The sequence below is a fragment of the Litchfieldella qijiaojingensis genome, from assembly GCF_014651875.1.
Classification (GTDB): domain Bacteria; phylum Pseudomonadota; class Gammaproteobacteria; order Pseudomonadales; family Halomonadaceae; genus Litchfieldella; species Litchfieldella qijiaojingensis.
Map to the genome: position 1 here is coordinate 128,595 of NZ_BMXS01000007.1, position 17,718 is coordinate 146,312.

General features: G+C 52.5%; 19 protein-coding genes. All 19 read left to right on the top strand.

Features of this window, described 5'->3' with window-relative positions:
- The first annotated feature begins 17 nt into the window (after positions 1-17).
- Positions 18-1,847 carry a DNA polymerase gene (locus IE093_RS09120; RefSeq protein WP_189468376.1) on the top strand — a complete coding sequence of 610 codons (1,830 nt, stop codon included), beginning with the start codon at positions 18-20 and terminating at the stop codon, positions 1,845-1,847.
- 19 nt (positions 1,848-1,866) lie between these two features.
- Positions 1,867-2,118, top strand: coding sequence for a hypothetical protein (locus tag IE093_RS09125; protein WP_189468378.1), 252 nt, complete (start codon positions 1,867-1,869; stop codon positions 2,116-2,118).
- A complete protein-coding gene (locus tag IE093_RS09130) occupies positions 2,118-2,360 on the top strand; it encodes a hypothetical protein (protein ID WP_189468380.1) in 243 nt (80 codons plus the stop codon). The genes IE093_RS09125 and IE093_RS09130 overlap by 1 nt, the downstream gene beginning before the upstream one ends.
- Positions 2,360-3,079, top strand: coding sequence for an FAD-dependent thymidylate synthase (gene thyX, locus IE093_RS09135; protein WP_189468382.1), 720 nt, complete (start codon positions 2,360-2,362; stop codon positions 3,077-3,079). The genes IE093_RS09130 and thyX overlap by 1 nt, the downstream gene beginning before the upstream one ends.
- Positions 3,076-3,903 (top strand): exonuclease, encoded by an 828-nt coding sequence (locus IE093_RS09140; protein ID WP_189468384.1) that lies wholly within the window; start codon positions 3,076-3,078, stop codon positions 3,901-3,903. The genes thyX and IE093_RS09140 overlap by 4 nt, the downstream gene beginning before the upstream one ends.
- Positions 3,885-4,514, top strand: a complete 630-nt coding sequence (locus IE093_RS22460; protein WP_229803411.1) for a DUF3310 domain-containing protein — start codon at positions 3,885-3,887, stop codon at positions 4,512-4,514. The genes IE093_RS09140 and IE093_RS22460 overlap by 19 nt, the downstream gene beginning before the upstream one ends.
- Positions 4,507-4,833, top strand: a complete 327-nt coding sequence (locus IE093_RS09150; RefSeq protein ID WP_189468386.1) for a nucleoside triphosphate pyrophosphohydrolase family protein — start codon at positions 4,507-4,509, stop codon at positions 4,831-4,833. Before IE093_RS22460 ends, IE093_RS09150 begins: the two co-directional genes overlap by 8 nt.
- Entirely contained in the window at positions 4,826-6,631 is a 1,806-nt protein-coding gene (locus tag IE093_RS09155; RefSeq protein WP_189468388.1) for a ribonucleoside-diphosphate reductase subunit alpha, read from the top strand. Before IE093_RS09150 ends, IE093_RS09155 begins: the two co-directional genes overlap by 8 nt.
- Positions 6,619-7,587: a ribonucleotide-diphosphate reductase subunit beta gene (locus IE093_RS09160; protein ID WP_189468390.1), complete on the top strand. Its 969-nt coding sequence runs from the start codon at positions 6,619-6,621 to the stop codon at positions 7,585-7,587. Before IE093_RS09155 ends, IE093_RS09160 begins: the two co-directional genes overlap by 13 nt.
- A gap of 553 nt (positions 7,588-8,140) precedes the next feature.
- Complete coding sequence (locus IE093_RS09165; protein WP_189468392.1) at positions 8,141-8,659, top strand: hypothetical protein; 519 nt, start codon at positions 8,141-8,143, stop codon at positions 8,657-8,659.
- 10 nt (positions 8,660-8,669) lie between these two features.
- Complete coding sequence (locus IE093_RS09170) at positions 8,670-10,247, top strand: portal protein (RefSeq protein ID WP_189468394.1); 1,578 nt, start codon at positions 8,670-8,672, stop codon at positions 10,245-10,247.
- The gene (locus tag IE093_RS09175; protein ID WP_189468396.1) at positions 10,240-10,398 is read left to right on the top strand and encodes a hypothetical protein; all 159 of its coding nucleotides are present in this window, start codon (positions 10,240-10,242) and stop codon (positions 10,396-10,398) included. The genes IE093_RS09170 and IE093_RS09175 overlap by 8 nt, the downstream gene beginning before the upstream one ends.
- 18 nt (positions 10,399-10,416) lie before the next feature.
- Positions 10,417-11,235, top strand: coding sequence for a capsid assembly protein (locus IE093_RS09180; RefSeq protein ID WP_189468398.1), 819 nt, complete (start codon positions 10,417-10,419; stop codon positions 11,233-11,235).
- Between the two features lie 156 nt (positions 11,236-11,391).
- Positions 11,392-11,832 (top strand): holin family protein, encoded by a 441-nt coding sequence (locus IE093_RS09185; RefSeq protein ID WP_189468399.1) that lies wholly within the window; start codon positions 11,392-11,394, stop codon positions 11,830-11,832.
- Positions 11,833-12,557: 725 nt separating this feature from the next.
- The gene (locus IE093_RS09190) at positions 12,558-13,511 is read left to right on the top strand and encodes a phage capsid protein (protein WP_189468401.1); all 954 of its coding nucleotides are present in this window, start codon (positions 12,558-12,560) and stop codon (positions 13,509-13,511) included.
- 76 nt (positions 13,512-13,587) lie between these two features.
- Positions 13,588-14,166, top strand: a complete 579-nt coding sequence (locus tag IE093_RS09195) for a hypothetical protein (protein ID WP_189468403.1) — start codon at positions 13,588-13,590, stop codon at positions 14,164-14,166.
- Positions 14,163-16,517, top strand: a complete 2,355-nt coding sequence (locus IE093_RS09200) for a phage nozzle protein (protein ID WP_189468405.1) — start codon at positions 14,163-14,165, stop codon at positions 16,515-16,517. The genes IE093_RS09195 and IE093_RS09200 overlap by 4 nt, the downstream gene beginning before the upstream one ends.
- A 4-nt stretch (positions 16,518-16,521) precedes the next feature.
- Positions 16,522-16,986: a hypothetical protein gene (locus tag IE093_RS09205; RefSeq protein ID WP_189468408.1), complete on the top strand. Its 465-nt coding sequence runs from the start codon at positions 16,522-16,524 to the stop codon at positions 16,984-16,986.
- 14 nt (positions 16,987-17,000) lie between these two features.
- Positions 17,001-17,528, top strand: coding sequence for a virion core protein, T7 gp14 family (locus IE093_RS09210; RefSeq protein ID WP_189468409.1), 528 nt, complete (start codon positions 17,001-17,003; stop codon positions 17,526-17,528).
- Positions 17,529-17,718 lie beyond the last annotated feature (190 nt).

Genomic DNA, 17,718 nt, shown 5'->3' on the forward strand with positions numbered 1-17,718 from the left:
CAGCGAGAGGACGACAGATGAGAGAAGCTGTAGCTGACATCGAAACCAATGGGTTTCTCGATGTACTCACCACTGTGCATTCACTGTGTTATGGCAATGAAGATGGAATCGACTCCTGCACTAATGATAGCAAGGAGTTCATTGGCGTCGAGGTCGGGCTTCGAGCCCTAATGAAGTTCGACAAGGTTGTCTTTCACAATGGCATAAAGTTCGACTTACCCGCGATTCAAAAAGTCTATCCCTGGTTCGAGCTTCGAGAAGATCAGTTGGTTGATACCCTGGTCCTATCTCGGCTTATCTGGCCAGACCTAGCTGACCGGGACTTTAAGTTAATCAAGAAGGGGAAACTCCCTCCTCGCCTTCGTGGGTCTCACTCCCTGGAAGCCTGGGGCTATCGTCTTGGGCTTCATAAAGGTGACTACGCCAAGGAGATGGAAGAGAGTGGGCTTGACCCTTGGGCCGAGTGGAATCCTGAGATGCAGTCTTACTGTGAACAGGATGTTGTAGTCACTCGGGCTCTCTGGAAGTTGATCAAGTCGAAGAACTACTCGCCCCGAGCGATTGAACTCGAACATCGGTTCTGCCACGTAGTTGCTAAGCAAGAACGATTCGGCTTCAAGTTTGACAAGGACAATGCGGTCCAACTGTACACCGAACTGATGGGCCGTAGGTCTGAACTCGATGCTCAACTCCAAGAGTTCTTCCCGCCTTGGTACGTGAAAGTCTGTGATCAAACTCCCAAACGGAATAACCGAAAGCTGGGATACGTCGAAGGCTGCACGTTCACCAAGATCAAACTCGAAGAGTTCAACCCTGGAAGCCGCCAACAAATAGCTGCCCGCCTGAAGAGTAACTACGGATGGGAACCGAAAGACTTCACGGACACAGGCGAAGCGAAAGTCGATGAGACTGTTCTTGAGGGACTGTCCTATCCACCAGCCAAACTTCTGGCTGAGCGGTTCACTGTCGAGAAGAGAATCGGACAGATCGCTGAAGGCCAAGCCGGTTGGTTAAAGCTGGAGAAGAACGGGAGGATACATGGAAGTGTTAATACGAATGGGGCTGTCACAGGTCGCTGTACCCACTCCTCCCCCAATATGGCCCAAGTGCCTTCTACTGGCGCTCCTTATGGTCATGAGTGCCGAAGCTGCTTCACAGTGGATGAAGGTTATGTCCTGATCGGTTGTGATGCCAGCGGCCTTGAGCTGCGTTGTCTGGCGCACTACATGGCTCGTTGGGATGAAGGCCGATATGGCGAGATCATCCTGAAGGGAAGCAAGGAAGATGGCACCGACATCCATACGATGAACCAGAAGGCAGCCGGTCTGCCGACTCGGGATAATGCCAAGACGTTTATCTATGGATTCCTCTATGGAGCTGGTGACGCCAAGATCGGTTCAATAATCGGTAAGGGTCCGAAAGCTGGCAAGAAGCTCAAGCAAGAGTTTCTCCGTAAGACTCCCGCACTGAAGAAACTCAAGGAAGCCATCGAGGCAACCGTCAAGAAGCGCGGTTATCTCATTGGGATTGATGGGCGGAAACTTCATATCCGCTCTCAACACGCTGCGCTGAATACCCTTCTGCAATCTGCCGGGGGATTGCTAGTAAAACAAGCCACGGTAAATCTTTACGACAATCTATCCGCTGCTGGATATGAATGGGGAAAGGATTGGGCAATGGTCGCCCACGTTCATGACGAGTTCCAACTTCAAGTTTGTGAAGAGATTGCTGAGGAAGTTGCAGCCATCGCAGTTCAATCATTCCGACAAGCCGGTGAGCAATTCAACTGGCGAATTCTTATCGACGGCGAAGCGCAGATCGGTAAGTCCTGGGCAGAGACTCATTGATAAATCGAGGAGAGACAAGATGCGAGTTCATTACAAGCCGAAGATGATCGATAAGATTCGGGACGAGATTCTCAAGGCAAAGGAATTGGATCGTGAGATTGATTTCATCGAGCTGACTGATGGAGAAATGTTCCGGTTTAGGCGGGAGTTGAACTCTTACGGGGCGGCTATGCCGATGCGCGCCCGTCCTTTCCAGACTCAGATCGAGTACATGGGAGTGAGTGTAGTTAAGGAATCCCCTGTAGATGATGAGGAAGAGGAGTTGTTCTGATGCGCAACGTCGCTTACTTCGTCGGTGGTCCTGAAGACCTGACCAAGAGGGTTCTATATGAGCCTCTTCCGGTTATCCGGTTCCCTGAGTTGCTACCTCTCGATTCAGTCCGACTTGATGCTGCCGGTGAAGAGCCGGTAGATGTCCCGTTCCGAACCCACAACTACGAGCGGATGCACCACCACCGTTCTTTCTCGACTCAAGAAGATGTCTTCATTTACGTCTACATGGGGAACCGATAATGCACGCTCAATATAAAGACCATATGGGTGATGATCTTCGGGTAGTCGACGCCGCCCGCGTGTCGTTCGCTAATGAATCTTGGTACATCAATGAAGAATATGTACCGGATAAAAACTCCAAGCACTTCGAGGCGTGGCTTCGGTACGCACTAGTAAATGTCCGTCATGATCGTCCGACACTTTCAGTTGGTGACTTCGGTCTCATTCAGTTTCTCGCTGAGCATGGCCACTGGACTCCTTTTGCTCATCCACAGATTTCCCTTCGGATGAAAGCTCCGGTGCCTATCAGGACTCAGTGCTTCAAGCATAAGCAAGGCTTCGTGGAGAACGAAGAGAGCCGCCGGTATATCTCTTCCCGCCCTGAACTATTCATGCCTGAAGAGTTTCGCTCAAAGGCGGCAAATGCCAAACAAGGTTCATCCGGTACTCACTCTAGGTCTACTCCTTGGAAGGCATTCTACAAGGACATCTGTGAGGAGGCTATCGATGGATATGTCGCCATGGTCGAAGACGGAATTGCACCTGAACAAGCTCGCTTCATCTTGCCGCAGGGAGTTCAAGTCCAATGGATATGGACTGGATCACTGGCTGCTTTTGCTCGGTTCGTCCGACAGAGAACTGACAGCCATGCCCAAGGTGAAATCCAAGAGTTGGCGTCCGATGTTAATGACATCCTCCAACCTTTCTACCCGATCTCCTGGGAGGCTCTAACGAGATGAGTGAAACAATCGCACTTCTCGATGGTGACATCTTCGCGTATGAGCAAGCAGCCAGTGCTGAAGAGCCTATCCATTGGGGTGATGGTTTCTGGACTCTCCATGCGTTTGAAGAGCCAGCCATCACAAAGTTGGACGATAGGGTCTCCAAAGCGGCTGAAGCTGTAGGAGCTGACAGAATCATCATTGCGTTATCCGATGATGAAAACTGGAGGAAGGACGTACTGCCCACCTACAAGGGCAACCGTGATGGTGTCCGTAAGCCGATGCTCCTGAAACTCCTGAAGGAACATCTTCAAGCTGAATATGAGTGCTTCATCCGGCCAAAACTTGAAGCTGATGATGTCCTGGGAATCCTAGCCACTTGGAAAAAGCTCAAAGGTGACAAGGTGATCGTCACTAAGGATAAGGACTTACTGACGATTCCTGGGAAACATTATGTGCTTCATAAGGATGAGCATCTCGAAGTGAGTCAGGAAGAGGCCGACAACTGGCATCTCATTCAGGCGCTCACTGGCGATCCTACAGATAACTATTCGGGCTGTCCTGGGATTGGCGAGACAGTTGCCAGACAGATTATCGAAGAGCCATTCGAGTGGGAGCAATACGAGCATGAGTTCAAAAGTGGTAAACGGAAAGGACAAACAGAACTCCGGTGGCGGAAAGTCGAAGCGGAAAGTCTCTGGTCCGCTATCGTCTCGCAATTCCGTAAGGCAGGTCTGGGTGAGGAAGAAGCACTGACTCAAGCGAGGGTAGCCCGTATTTGTCGAGCTGACGATTATGACTTTAAACGTAAAGAGGTGAAGCTATGGAGCCCAAAGCAGTAACTCTCAAGCCTGGAGATTGCGTCCTCTACCGAGACATCGAGTCTCACGAACAGGCCAAGGCTATAGCGGACGGCTTCATTGCCGCAGGAGCCACGGCAGGAATCGGATACCCGTATCTGGAGAACGAAGAAGGCTGGAAGTGTATCTACTGGTGTAAAGAATCGAACGGAGTTAGCAGGAACTGTTTTGAATTAAGCTTAAATGAGCATGACTGTTATCGCCGATTAACTCCTGAACAGGTCATTATCAGCCACCCTGTGAAACCTCAGACTTCTATTCGGGGGCATCGTGCGGATTTCGTGATCGTCGATGAAGTAAACCAACCGTCCCACTACAAGCGCGAGGCCGACGACAAGCTCATAGACGTTCGGGACGCCATCCTTTCGATGGACAAGAACGATCCACCCGATATTCTCAACTTGGAGTGCATCGAAGGGATGGTCTCCTGTCTCTCAACTGTCGATCAGATTCGTGGCTATCTCCGTGGGAACTCCTTCAAGTATCGCTGGAGATATGAGGACAAGGACCGCGTGAAGAGTCTCAAAAAGGCTGCGTGGTATGAGCGTCGTCTGGAGAAACTGGAAGAAGTCGAGGAGAAGTACAGTGCTTGAGTCTCTTGAAGTCGCAGTCGTGGAGTGGGCCAAGGAGAAAGGAATCTTCGAGGCTGCCGATCCTCTGGCACAAATGAAGAAGACCTACGAGGAAGTCGGTGAGCTGGGAATGGCTGTCGCCCTTAGTGACCATATCGACGGTGACGATGGGGATATTGATGAAATGCTCATCGACGGTATTGGCGACGTGACAGTCACTCTGATCATTCAAGCCCACATGCGGGGGCTAACTCTTGGTCAGTGTCTTGCCCACTCCTACCACGTTATCAGTAAACGGACAGGCCGAATGGTCGATGGAGTATTCGTGAAGGATGAATGATTACCACGGTATTAAGCTCCACTCGGAGCGAGATAAACAACTCACAGAGATAGCCCGAGACTTGCTCTCGGGTTTTTATTTAGGGAAACAGGAAACTTATCAAGTAGCTCTGGCACGTCCAGCTCTAGCTTTCAGTGATGACTTGGAGATGGCTCAGGACATCTATAATGATATCTCCAAGGGATGGGCCATGTACTCCTCCCCTATCCTCTCCAACGCTCCTGAGCCCGGAGAGAAACCGAAAGCCATGCCTATCAGTTGCTTCTTGGGATACGTCCCTGACACTCGGGAGGGGCTGGTAGAGCATCAAGAAGAACTCGCTTGGCTATCCATGCTTGGTGGTGGTGTCGGCGGTCACTGGGATCACATTCGCTCCGTCTCGGAGAAGTCCGTGGGACCACTGCCACACATCAAGATTGCCGACAGTGCAGTCGAAGGCTTCCGTCAGGGGAAAACCCGCAAAGGCTCTTATGCAGCCTATCTCGATGTTTCTCATCCAGACATCTTGGAGTTCCTCTATATGCGGACGCCGACAGGTGGAGACATCAATCGGAAGTGTTTCAACATCCATCATGCGGTGAATCTCACCGATGAATTCATGGAGGCGTGCTTACGAGATGATGAGTGGAGTCTTCGCTGTCCTCATAGTGGTCATGTTACTGACAATCTTAGCGCTCGTGATCTGTTTCAATGGATTCTTGATACTCGCTTCAGGACTGGGGAGCCGTACCTCAACTTCATCGACACTGCGAACCGACACCTGCCGGATGTCCTCAAGAAGCTCGGCCTCAAGATCAACGGATCGAACCTCTGTAACGAAATCCACCTTGCTACGAACGAAGAACGGACAGCCGTCTGTTGTCTCTCAAGCGTCAACCTTGAACGTTATGACGAGTGGAAGCGTGACCCGGAGTTCATCAAACGGTGGATCAGGTTCCTCGATAACGTCCTGACGTTCTTCATCGAGAATGCTCCAAGTGAAATGCACAAAGCCGTCTATTCGGCATATCGGGAGCGCTCTATTGGCCTGGGGGCGATGGGATTCCACTCATATCTCCAGTCCAAGATGATTCCCTGGGAGACGTTTGAAGCCCAGCTCCACAACAAAGCAATGTTTGGGTATATCAGTCGGATGGTTAAGGAGGCGACCTATGAACTTGCGGAAGAGCGTGGCGAAGCTCCCGACATGGAAGGCACTGGTCGTCGTAATGCTCATCTCCTGGCTATCGCTCCGAATGCCAACTCAGGCTTACTGTGTGGGACCAGTCCCAGTATCGAGCCGTTACGAAGCAACGCCTTCTCCCAGCGCACAAGAGCGGGAACGCACTTGGTCAAGAATCGACACTTGCAGCGAATCCTTGAGTCTCACGCGCCAAGTGACGCAATGCTTCTGGCACTCGGTCTTAACGTCGATGACTGGCTGGCTGAACAATGGCAGTCCATCGTCTTGGAGAACGGTTCAGTCCAACATCTGGACTACCTGACAGACCACGAAAAGAGAGTCTTCAGGACCGCCTTTGAGACTGATCCTGAGTGGACTGTAATCCATGCTGCTGATCGTCAGCCGATGATCTGCCAGGGACAATCGGTCAACTTGTATTTCCCCTTCGAGACCCCTCGCCACAAAGTCTTGATGACTCATCTTCTGGCATGGAAGCGCGGACTCAAAGGTCTCTATTACCTCCGAACTGAGTCTGGTTTCACTGGAGATAAGGTCTCCAAGTCAGTCGAGCGGAATGCACTTAAAGACCATCAACCCACGGACGATCAAGAGGAGTGTGCAGCATGTCAGGGCTGATGTCCTATAGCCAGACTTACAAACCATTCAACTACCCGCATTACGTCGAGCGAGCCATCGACCACGACTCGGTTCACTGGATCGAGCATGAGACTTCGCTTCAACGTGACGTGAACCAATGGAAGGATGGAACAGTCACCCCGGAAGAGAAGGACCATATCACTCAGATTCTCCGTCTGTTCACTCAGTCTGATGAAGCTGTTGGCGGTGCTTATGTGGATGTGTTTCTCCCACGAGTGAAGAACAACGAGGCACGTATGATGATGCTCTCGTTTGCTCACCGGGAGACCATCCACCAGCGGGCTTATGCCTTGCTCAACGACACCTTGGGGCTTCCTGAGTCGGACTACTCGGCATTCCTTGAGTTCGAGGAGATGGCCGAAAAGATTGAGTTCATGCAGGACTTTGATCCTGACACTGAGCGAGGCTTTGGGCTGGCCCTGGCCAAGACTGTTCTCAACGAAGGCGTATCACTGTTCTCAGCGTTTGCCCAACTGTTGAACTATCAGCGTCCTGAAGCTGGCTCCAAGATGCTCGGCATGTGTGAAGTCGTGGAGTGGTCCATCCGTGACGAGACGCTTCACGTCCAAGGCATGTCAGAACTGTTCCGTGAATATTGCAACGAGCATCCGCATATCGTCGATGATGAGTTCAAACGGACTATCTATTCGATGTATCGGGAAGCCGTGGACTTGGAGGACAGGTTCATTGACTTGTCGTTTGCTCTCGGTGGTCCGAAAGAGATGACTGCTGAGGAGACCAAGCAATACATCCGGTTCATCGCTGACCGTCGTCTCATTATGTTGGGACTCAAAGCCAACTATGGGGTGAGTAACCCATTCCCTTGGATTGATCATATTGTGTCTGGCGATTCCCAAAAGAACTTCTTTGAGGGTCGAGTCACCGATTATAACGCCAAAGGAATGATTGGTGATTGGAACTGGCCTGAACAATAGAGCCCACCCAAGGAGAGCCAGGGGGTGAAACCCCCTCTTTAGGAGTATCTATGAGTTTATCTTCAAGGGTTCCTCAAGACCTTCTTAAAGAGCTGGACCAAAGATTCCCCAGTCAATGTCCTGACATCAATGATAGTGAACGACAAATATGGATTAACAAAGGGAAGCGCGAAGTGGTTGAGTTCTTGAAGCTGGTCTATGAGGAGCAAAACGAGAACATTCTACAGGAGTAGCCAATGTGCATGAGCGCCCCGGACATGCCGGACCCTCCTAAGCCGCCTGAACCAGCTCCGCCACCTCCCCCTCCGGCACCTCCGGCCCCGCCAGCCACTCAGTCAGCAGCGGAGAAGCAATCTGCCCCTGAGAAACCCGGCTCGAAGAAAGGCCAGAAGAATCGAAGGGATCGGGACAGTCTTCGGATTCCGAAGAAACAGTCCAAAGGACTTAACTTGCCTGGATCGGGAGGACAAGGTTAATGGCAGTAAGAGACTCTCGACGCCGAAACAAAAGGTCTAGCACTGAGACTACCACCAGGGTTGAGCGTAGAGTCCCGGTGAAGCGGAAAGTAGGTCGAAACGAGACCAAAACTTACACCGCCTACCAGAATCATAAAGGGCTTTATATCGACGGCGGTTCCAGTCCTGTCGGCAGCTATGACACCAAGAATCCTGATTTTGTCCGTAAAGACGGTCGTTGGCAATCGTCTAAAGGGACTGTCACAAACATCAACTGGGCAGATTCTCTCGACCGAACAGGTGATGCGTATGCCAACGGATGGGAAGGAAAGGCTAAGGTCGATGTAACGAACACCGTCTACGACACAAAGACTAGCTATCAGACTAAGACGGATGTTCAGAAAGATCGAAGCTTAAAGGCGTTGGACCGTCTCGACAATGATGAGGAAGACGGTAAGAAACGCAAGGCCGACATCAAGAAGAAGGGCCGGAGCAAACTCCGTATCCAACTCAAAGCTGATCCTTCTGCTGGCCGTCTCAAAGATCAACCCGTCAAGAAAGACAAGAAGGCTGGAGCCCAAGGCGGCGGAAAGTCTGGCCTGAACATTCCCCGGTAAGAGGTAATCAATGCATAACCCCAACGCCACTTCGGCGAAGGGGCTGTACTCACGTCTCGAAGCTGACCGTGATCCTTTCCTCCGTCGAGCGAGGGATGCGGCCAAACTGACCATTCCTTCCCTGTTGCCTGAAGAGGGGCATAACGGCACTACAAAACTGAAGACTCCCTTTCAGAGTCTCGGAGCCCGTGGCGTCAATAACTTGTCGTCAAAGCTCCTGATGGCTCTGATGCCGCCCAATAGTCCCTTCTTCCGGCTTCGCGTGGATAACCCTGAGCTGAAGCAAGCCGCTGAAGAGTCCGACCAAGTAGCTGAACTTGAGAAAGCCTTGGGACAGATCGAAAAGACGGTCATGACGGAGATCGAAAAGTCCGCCATCCGTGTGTCCGTGGGTGAGACTCTCAAGCAACTCCTAGTGGCTGGTAATGCGCTTCTTTATGTCAAGCCTGGGGGTGGAGCCAAGGTCTTCAAGATAGACTCCTATGTTGTCCGCCGTGATCCTGAAGGAACTCCCTTGGACACAGTTGTGAAGGAGTCGGTCAGTCTTGCCACGCTTCCCGAGAAAGTGAGAACAGCCTTACAAGATAACAACCCGTCAACTGATAGGTCCGACCACGACAACGTGGACCTGTACACTCATATCTATCGAGATGGCGACAAATGGACTGTCTATCAGGAAGTCGATGGGTTAAAGATTCCTGGGACTGAGGGTAGTTATCCTCTCGAAAAGTCTCCCTGGATTCCGCTCCGTTTCACTCAGATCGACGGCGAGAACTACGGTCGTGGTTACGTCGAGGAATACTATGGCGACCTTCGTTCCCTGGAGGCTCTCACCAAGACAATCGTTGAGGGCTCTGCCGCCGCCGCTCGAATCCTTTTCTTGGTGAATCCCAACGGGACCACTCAGAAGAAGACTCTCCAAGAGGCTCCCAATGGGGCCATCCGGTCGGGCAATTCCAACGATGTGTCTGTCCTTCAGATGGAGAAACAGGCTGACTTCAGCATCGCCTACCAGACCATTGGGACGCTGACCGAGCGACTGTCTTACGGATTCCTCCTGAATTCTGCCATCCAACGGGATGCTGAGCGTGTCACGGCTGAGGAAATCCGGTACATGGCCAATGAGCTGGAGTCCGCTCTTGGTGGTGTCTACTCGATCCTCTCCCAAGAGTTCCAGCTACCCCTGGTTCGTCGCTTGATGTACGTCCTTGAGAACAAGGATGCCATCCCTTCCCTCCCTGAAGACGCTGTAAGCCCATCTATCACGACCGGCATCGAGGCACTCGGTAGGGGCCATGACTTGGAGAAGCTCGATCTGTTCATCAAAGGCATGGCCGACATCGTTCCTCCTGAAGTTCTCAGTCAGCACGTTGACTTCAGCGACTACATGACACGTCGAGCAACAGCGCTGGGGATCGAGACTGACGGCCTGATCAAGAGCCAGGAACAGATCGCCAGGGAGCAAGCTGCTGCCCAACAGGCTGCTATGCGTCAACGACTGGCAGAGCAAGCCATGGAGACTGGCGGTAAGGCTGTCGAGAAGATGACACCCCAAGGACCAAACATGGAGAACACGCCGAATGAGTGAAGAACAGAAACCGACCCGTAGCAAGTCGCCTCGCGCATCCCGAAAAGCCAACAAGGCAGAGCCGGAAGGTAAGGACGTGAAGAATGAACAAGCCGATGAAAAAGGCCGCCGTCGTCGTGTGATGCCTTCTGGCGCTATCGCTATCGGTTAATCAAGGAGAGAAACGTAAATGGCTGATTCAATCAATACTGGAGCGAACATCGACACGGGACAAACCGCCGCTCCCGAAGGTCACGACGAGAAGATGGCCGATAAGTTCGATCAAGCCCAATCCGCTGCTTCCGGTCCCGACACTGAGACTGGCAACTCAGGGGACGACGACGAGCTGATCCTGGGCAAGTTCAAGTCTCAGGACGAACTGGTCGAAGCATACCGCCAGCTCGAATCGAAGCTCTCTTCTGGTCAAGCGGACGACAATGACACCAGCGATGATCGTCAGGCTGCTCAGAATGATGTCGATGAGGCAGCTCGTGAGGCTGTAGACCGCGCTGAAGGCGTCGATATGGAGTCTCTGAGCCAGGAGTACGCCGAGAACGGTGAGCTGGCTGAGGAGAGCTACAAGGCGCTGGAGGCTGTCGGCATTTCCCGTGAGATGGTCGATCAGTACATCGAGGGTCAGGAAGCCCGAGCATCTCAAGCTGAAGACCAAGTGAAGGAAGCTATCGGCGGTGAGGCCGAGTTCAACAAGATGGCTGAATGGGCTTCTGCCAATATGACCCCTGAACAGCTCGACGCTTACAACGCCGAGATCGACTCAGGAGACCCTCGCCGGATGGAGCAAGCTGTCCAAGCGCTTGCCTTCCAGTACAGCCAAGCGAAGCCCTCTGAGCCTGACCTGATCGGCGGCGATAGCCAAGGCAAGGGGGGTTCCGATGCGTTCCAATCAGTGGCACAGTTGACGGAGGCGATGAAAGACCCGCGCTACCACAAGGACCCGGCTTACCGTCAGGACGTGGAGCGTCGGCTCGCCAAGTCAAACATTCTGTGAGCTGACTGGGGAGAATCAATATGGAAGCCCTGGCCAATATCATCACATATGGTCTCGTGTTCCTTGCTATCGGCAATACTATCGGCTTTGGCGTGCTCGTCTGGCTGGCTTGCTTCAAGGACAAGTGACAAGGGCTTCCTCACCATGAGGTAGTCTATGGGAGTAATCTCTTCTGCTGTCGCCGGTGGCCTGTTCGACATCGGCGGCAAGCTCATTGATCGTCTATTCCCCGACCCCGAACAAAAAGCCAAGGCAAAACGAGAGCTGGAGAAGCTGGAACAAGAAGGCGAACTCAAGAAGCTCTCGACTCGAATGTCCACCATCATGGCCGAAGCTGAGAGCGATGATCCTTGGACTTCCCGAGCCCGGCCTTCCTTCATGTATGTCTTCTATCTCGTGATCATCTCCCTGGTGATCGTTGCGCCGACTCTGGGAATCTTCTATCCCGATCAGATGGAGACCTTCTTCAATAATGTCGGTGAAGGATTCAAGGCAATCCCTGAAGAACTCTGGTGGACATTCACTTCCGGCTATCTAGGGTATGGTGCTTATCGTACCTATGAGAAACGGAAGGGAGTGACCCGCAATAAACCATAAAAGGAGCCCCCATAACCAATGGCAACCCTGTCTGAACCCCGCGCTACTAAGCACGGCTACCGCTGGGACTACCGGCATTTCCACAAGGAATCTGTAACGGACACCACCACGTCACCCATTCGACTCCCGAACGAGGGCATCGAAGCTGGCGTTGTGGTGGTGCCTGGAACCGACGCGAAGGTCGAGTATACGTTCTCCAGCTATGACGACATTGAGGGTGACACCGCAACTTGGGTCACTTGGTCTCCCGGCACTGTGACTGCCAAGACCTCCGCGACCCTCCCTCAAGCGGCTTCTGGCGTCCGAATGACATCGACAGGTACTAGTTCCATCGAAGTCTCTGTCTAATAGAGCCCACCCAAGGAGAATACTCTTCTCTCCTTCTAAAGTCTCTCCTTGAAATTCGCCCCGTGCAATGCGGGGTTTTTTTATGAATATACCCTCCAAGCCTCTCTCCATGTATCTGTGATGACGCTTAAATCGTAGAGGGTTTTCTACAGCCCCTGCCTCCCGTCCCGTCTCGGATGCGCAGGGGTTACTTCAGCCACTCATGAAGTTTTGCGGACAGATCGCGCTGCCAGCAAAGGCGGCGATCAATTCGCACTCACAGGACTCGCGCCGAGATCCGTGGCCCGCTGAGGCGGATAACCATGTGTGACCGCGTGAAGGACTGCTGGGAATCGCGAAGGAACACGACTCCACGCAATCTTTCATGAGGTAACTAAATGGCTGACGCAACTGTCTCTCGCCTGGGTCAGATCAATGGCGCAGGTGATACCGACGCTCTGTTTCTCAAAGTGTTCTCTGGCGAGGTAATGACCTCATTTGAGCAGAACACTGTGATGATGGGTCGTCACCAAGTTCGCACTATTTCCAATGGCAAGAGCGCACAGTTCCCAGTTATGGGTCGAGCGAGCGCTGAGTACCACACTCCTGGCGCTGAGATCACTGGTGGCACTCTGAAGCACGCTGAGCGTGTTATCACCATCGACGATCTTCTGATCGCTCCGCAGTTCATCTCGAATATCGACGAAGCGAAGAACCACTACGACGTTCGCTCCGTTTATTCCACTGAGATGGGCCGCAAGCTGGGCCAGACCATGGACAAGCACTTGCTCCAGTTGGGCTGTCTTGCCGCTCGTGACACCAAGACCATCGACGACTCTGATCAGAACGGCGGCACTCAGCTCTCTACTGGTGCAACCACTGCACCGACTGGCGACACTCTGGCCGATATGGCTTTTGATTCCGCCCAGATTTTCGACGAGAAGGACGTACCGGAAGACGAGCGTTTCCTGTTCGTCCGTCCGCAAGAGTTCTATGCGATGGCCCGCTCTACCAAAATCCTGAACCGGGATTGGGGCGGTGAAGGCTCCTACGCTGGCGGTAACGTCATTCGCGTGGCTGGCCTGACCATCGTCAAGACCAACAACTTGCCGAGCACTAACGTCGGTGCCGGTACTCTCCAAGCCGGTACTGGTGACAAGTACGCTGGCGACTTCTCCAAGACTGTCGGTCTGATGATGCACCCGTCTGCCATCGGCACCGTCAAGCTGTTGGACCTGGGTCTGGAATCTGAGTATCAGATTAACCGCCAGGGCACTCTGCTGGTCGCAAAGTATGCAGTTGGCCACGGCATTCTCCGTCCCGAGTCTGCTATCGAGCTGGTCACTGCATAAACCAATAGTTTTTCTCCAAGGGGGAGGCCAATAGGTCTCTCCCTTTTTTTGCTTTTTCACTGATTAAGGAGTTTCGATGCTTGCTGCAACAACTGAGCTTGAAGCCATCAACTCCATGCTGACCACTATTGGGGAATCTCCAGTCTCCTCCGTAGACGATACCGGAGTTGTCGACGCTGCGATTGCCCACCAGATTCTTCAGGAAGTAAGTCGGGAAGTCCAAGGCCGAGGATGGCATTTCAATACTGAGATTGACTATCCCATGTCGCCCACATATCCCGACAAAGAGATTGTCATCCCTGATAACGCTATGGAAGTCGATACCGTCGGCACTGATACAGACAAGGAAGTGGTTGTCCGTGGTCGGCGTCTTTATGACCGGAAGAATCACACCTACAAGTTCGACTCCACGATCAAAGTGACGATGATCATCCTTCTTCCCTTTGAGGACTTACCGCAATATGCGCGTGAGTATATCTCCATGAGGGCTGCAAGAATTTTCCAGAAGAGAACTATTGGGTCAGCGGAGTTGGATGGATTTACCGCGCAAGACGAAGCCCGGACCTTGGTCCATTTGGAGAATAGTGAGGCCAGGACTGCCGACTTGAACGTCTTCAACGGAAACTACTCGATTCTCAGGGTTCTCGATAGATGAGTCTAATAACGTCCAGCATTCCCAACTTGGTTAATGGCGTCAGTCAACAGCCTAAATCGCTTCGACTGGCTTCTCAAGGGGAACTGCAAGAGAATGGCTTGTCGTCCATCGCTGAGGGGCTCAGGAAGCGTCCCGCCTTCCGGCATGTCGCTAAGATGCTGGGCACTCAGATCGGCAATGCCTATGTCCATGTAATCAACCGAGACAAAAGCGAACGGTATGTCGTTACGATTTACGATGGCGACATACGAGTGTTCGATATATACGGCTACGAGATGGTAGTCAATAAGCCCGATGGAGTTGGGTATCTATCTTCCAGCACTCCGTCAGAAGACTTCGACACCATCACAGTAGCCGACTACACGTTTATCGTGAACAAGACTGTGACTGCCGCAAAGTCCAGCACTCTATCTCCTACTCGTGACAACGAGGCCATGATATGGATCAAACAGGGGGCTTATGGTGCTACCTATACTGCGACAGTCAATGGAACTACAGCGAGCTACACTACCCCGGACGGTGGTAGCTCCGCTGATTCCACGAAAATCGCAACAGACTACATTGCGAGCCAGCTAGAAGCAGACCTAGACGCCGCTTTCGGTACGGCTTATACCATCTACACGGTTGGCTCAGTGATTTACATAAAGCGGTCTTCTGGCTCCGTCACTGTTTCGTCTGAAGACTCTCTCGGGAATACCGCCATCCAGGCTATCGGGGAGAAAATCCAGCGGTTCTCTGAACTACCGGCAACGGCAGTAGAAGGATTTGAGGTTGAGGTTACAGGGGATCAATCCTCCAATTTCGATAACTACTATGTGAAGTATCAGGATGGTGTATGGGTAGAGACCATTAAACAGGGCCAAGAGATTGGACTTGACACTTCCACAATGCCTCATGCCTTGGTCCGTGAAGCTGACGGGACGTTTACCTTCCGAGAGATTACCTGGGAGGATCGCAAAGTCGGCGACCTGAACTCTAACCCATTCCCATCATACATCGGAATGAATATCAGTGGCGTGTTCTTCCACCGGAATCGTCTTGGCGTTATCTCTGGTGAGAACGTCGTAATGTCTAAGGCTGGGGACTTCTTCAACTTCTTCCGAGGGACAGCCACTCAGGTTCTCGACGACGATCCTATAGATGTCGGCGTGTCGCACGTTAAGGTATCCATCCTCCGTCACGCTGTTCCCTTCAATGAGACGCTCCTGTTGTTCTCTGATCAGACTCAGTTCCAGCTAGGGCGAGCGAACATTCTCACGCCTGATACTGTGTCGATCAACCAAACAACTGAGTATGAAACGTCCCTGAGAGCTAAGCCTGGGGCAGCCGGTCGCTTCGTTTACTTCATGGTGAACCGGGGTGGCTCCTCTGGTGTAATGGAATATTACGTTGATAAAAGCACCGAGGTTCAAGAGGCCGCCGATGTCACTGGACACGTCCCTGAGTACATCCCTGGAGATGTCTTCAAGATAGCTTCCAGCTCCAACGAGGATGCTCTGGTGATTCTCAGTGAGCAGGAACAGAATGCTGCTTACGTCTATCGCTACTACTGGAGCGACCAAGAGAAAATCCAAGCGTCTTGGTCGAAGTGGACAATCCCTGAAGGCGATAGAATTCTCAATGCTGAGTTCATCGAGTCTGACCTGTACGCTGTCATTGAGAGGGACGATGGGGTTTATCTCGAAGTCGCGTCCTTTGAGCCCGGCTACAAGTCACCGGGGATGCCTTCGGCTGTTCACCTAGATCGTCTCTTGGACGAGACTCAAGTATCCAGCCTGACCTTCGACGGCACAGATACGACCTTCACGCTCCCCTACAAGATTGGCTCTGGGCAAGAGCTGGTGGTAGTCGCTGGGGACGGAGGGAATATCAAGAAAGGCGTCGTCCTGAAGAGTAGTGTCGATAATTCTGGGACTGAAACAGTCGTCACTGTGTCTGGCAAAGATTTAACATCTGAAGCTTTCTTTGTCGGGACTCGGTACACCTTCCGGTATAGGTTCTCACAGCTTGCTCTTCGAGAATCGTCCGATGGTGGCGGTCAGTCCACGGTAAATTCAGGCCGGACACAAGTCAGGAAGATGAACTTACAGTTCTCCGAGGCAGGGTACTTCAAGATTGAAGTCACGCCTTTCCGTAGACAGACCTATGAGTATGTCTTCTCAGGGCGTGTCCTGGGCTCTGCCCGTAACTTGATCGGTGACATCTCCATTGAAGATGGAACGTTCCCCTTCCCAATCATGGCTAGAAATACTGAAGTAACCATCGACATCACCAATGATTCCTATCTCCCGGCATCCTTCTTGAGTGCTGAATGGGAGGCTTACTTCACGACTCGCTCCAAGAGGATTTAATGAAATGACACCAACGACAGTGAGGTTGGCCACTGAGGCTGATGCACTGTCTCTCGCCCCGCGCCTTCGTAAAGCAGATCGAAAGGAGATCGAGGCTGCCGACAGGACTCCCGAAGAGGCTCTCCTGGCTGGCGTCCGGTCTCCCGATCCCACCTATGTCGCAGTCGATGAGGAGGATGTTCCTCACATCATCTTCGGTACGGCTCCGTCTCCCGACCCGATCCTGGGGTTCGTCTGGATGATGGCCACACCGGCAATCCGTCTGTGCTGGGTGAGGCTGTTGCGAGAGACACCCCAATGGATCGACAGGCTATCCGAGGATTACAGCATTCTCGCCAATGTCGTTCACGCCGATAACTCCGTCCACATCCGATGGCTGAAGTGGGCCGGGTTCATCTTCCTACGGAAAGTCCAGTTCAACGGGGAGAGCTTCTATGAGTTCGCCCGAGTGACAAATACAGGAGGGTAACTATGTGCGAGCCCATGACTATTGCAGCCACCACAATGGCGGTTGCTTCTGCCGGGAGTATGTACGTTCAGCATGAACAGGCTGAGGCTCGGGCAGAATATCAAAGCGAGATGTACCAGCGAAACAAGCAGAATTCTTATGATGCGCTGGCTCAACGGTATGGAGACATCGGTGAGCGGCAATCTCAAGAGCAACAAGCTGCCGCTGAACGGAAAGAAGAAGTCACTCGACAGGCCCGCGCCCAAATGGCCACAGCCAGGGTGATGGCGGGTGAGTCTGGTGTGTCAGGGAATAGTGTCGATACGGCTCTACGTGACATCTCTGGTGCTGCTGCCCGTGACCGTTCGACTATCGACCAGAATCTCGAATGGACGCTCGGACAGCTCCAACGCCAGAAGCAGTCTTCACGTACCGGGACTGTCAATCGAATCAACTCAGTACAACCCGGCCAGAAGCCTTCTAATCTTGCTCTGGGACTTGGCGCAGCGAGTTCAGCCGCTCAGGGTTACATGCAATACGACTCAGTGAAGCCGGAATCATAAGGAGAACTTCATGGCTAGACTTCCCGGTCGGAGGACACTGCAAACGAACAGCCCGGAGACCGAGAGCAAAGAAGGTCGCCAGGGCCGAAACCGTCAGATCAATCGTCAAGTGAGTCTTCGGCCTTCCGCTAGTCCTGGCCAATATTATCAGCGGCCAACTCGGACTCCGAGGAACGCTCAGGCAGAACAG

Coding starts and splice junctions, on each gene's coding strand:
- IE093_RS09120 (WP_189468376.1), top strand. CDS start 18: ATGAGAGAAGCTGTAGCTGACATCGAAACCAATGGGTTTCTCGATGTA.
- IE093_RS09125 (WP_189468378.1), top strand. CDS start 1,867: ATGCGAGTTCATTACAAGCCGAAGATGATCGATAAGATTCGGGACGAG.
- IE093_RS09130 (WP_189468380.1), top strand. CDS start 2,118: ATGCGCAACGTCGCTTACTTCGTCGGTGGTCCTGAAGACCTGACCAAG.
- thyX (WP_189468382.1), top strand. CDS start 2,360: ATGCACGCTCAATATAAAGACCATATGGGTGATGATCTTCGGGTAGTC.
- IE093_RS09140 (WP_189468384.1), top strand. CDS start 3,076: ATGAGTGAAACAATCGCACTTCTCGATGGTGACATCTTCGCGTATGAG.
- IE093_RS22460 (WP_229803411.1), top strand. CDS start 3,885: ATGGAGCCCAAAGCAGTAACTCTCAAGCCTGGAGATTGCGTCCTCTAC.
- IE093_RS09155 (WP_189468388.1), top strand. CDS start 4,826: ATGAATGATTACCACGGTATTAAGCTCCACTCGGAGCGAGATAAACAA.
- IE093_RS09160 (WP_189468390.1), top strand. CDS start 6,619: ATGTCAGGGCTGATGTCCTATAGCCAGACTTACAAACCATTCAACTAC.
- IE093_RS09170 (WP_189468394.1), top strand. CDS start 8,670: ATGCATAACCCCAACGCCACTTCGGCGAAGGGGCTGTACTCACGTCTC.
- IE093_RS09175 (WP_189468396.1), top strand. CDS start 10,240: ATGAGTGAAGAACAGAAACCGACCCGTAGCAAGTCGCCTCGCGCATCC.
- IE093_RS09180 (WP_189468398.1), top strand. CDS start 10,417: ATGGCTGATTCAATCAATACTGGAGCGAACATCGACACGGGACAAACC.
- IE093_RS09185 (WP_189468399.1), top strand. CDS start 11,392: ATGGGAGTAATCTCTTCTGCTGTCGCCGGTGGCCTGTTCGACATCGGC.
- IE093_RS09190 (WP_189468401.1), top strand. CDS start 12,558: ATGGCTGACGCAACTGTCTCTCGCCTGGGTCAGATCAATGGCGCAGGT.
- IE093_RS09195 (WP_189468403.1), top strand. CDS start 13,588: ATGCTTGCTGCAACAACTGAGCTTGAAGCCATCAACTCCATGCTGACC.
- IE093_RS09200 (WP_189468405.1), top strand. CDS start 14,163: ATGAGTCTAATAACGTCCAGCATTCCCAACTTGGTTAATGGCGTCAGT.
- IE093_RS09205 (WP_189468408.1), top strand. CDS start 16,522: ATGACACCAACGACAGTGAGGTTGGCCACTGAGGCTGATGCACTGTCT.
- IE093_RS09210 (WP_189468409.1), top strand. CDS start 17,001: ATGACTATTGCAGCCACCACAATGGCGGTTGCTTCTGCCGGGAGTATG.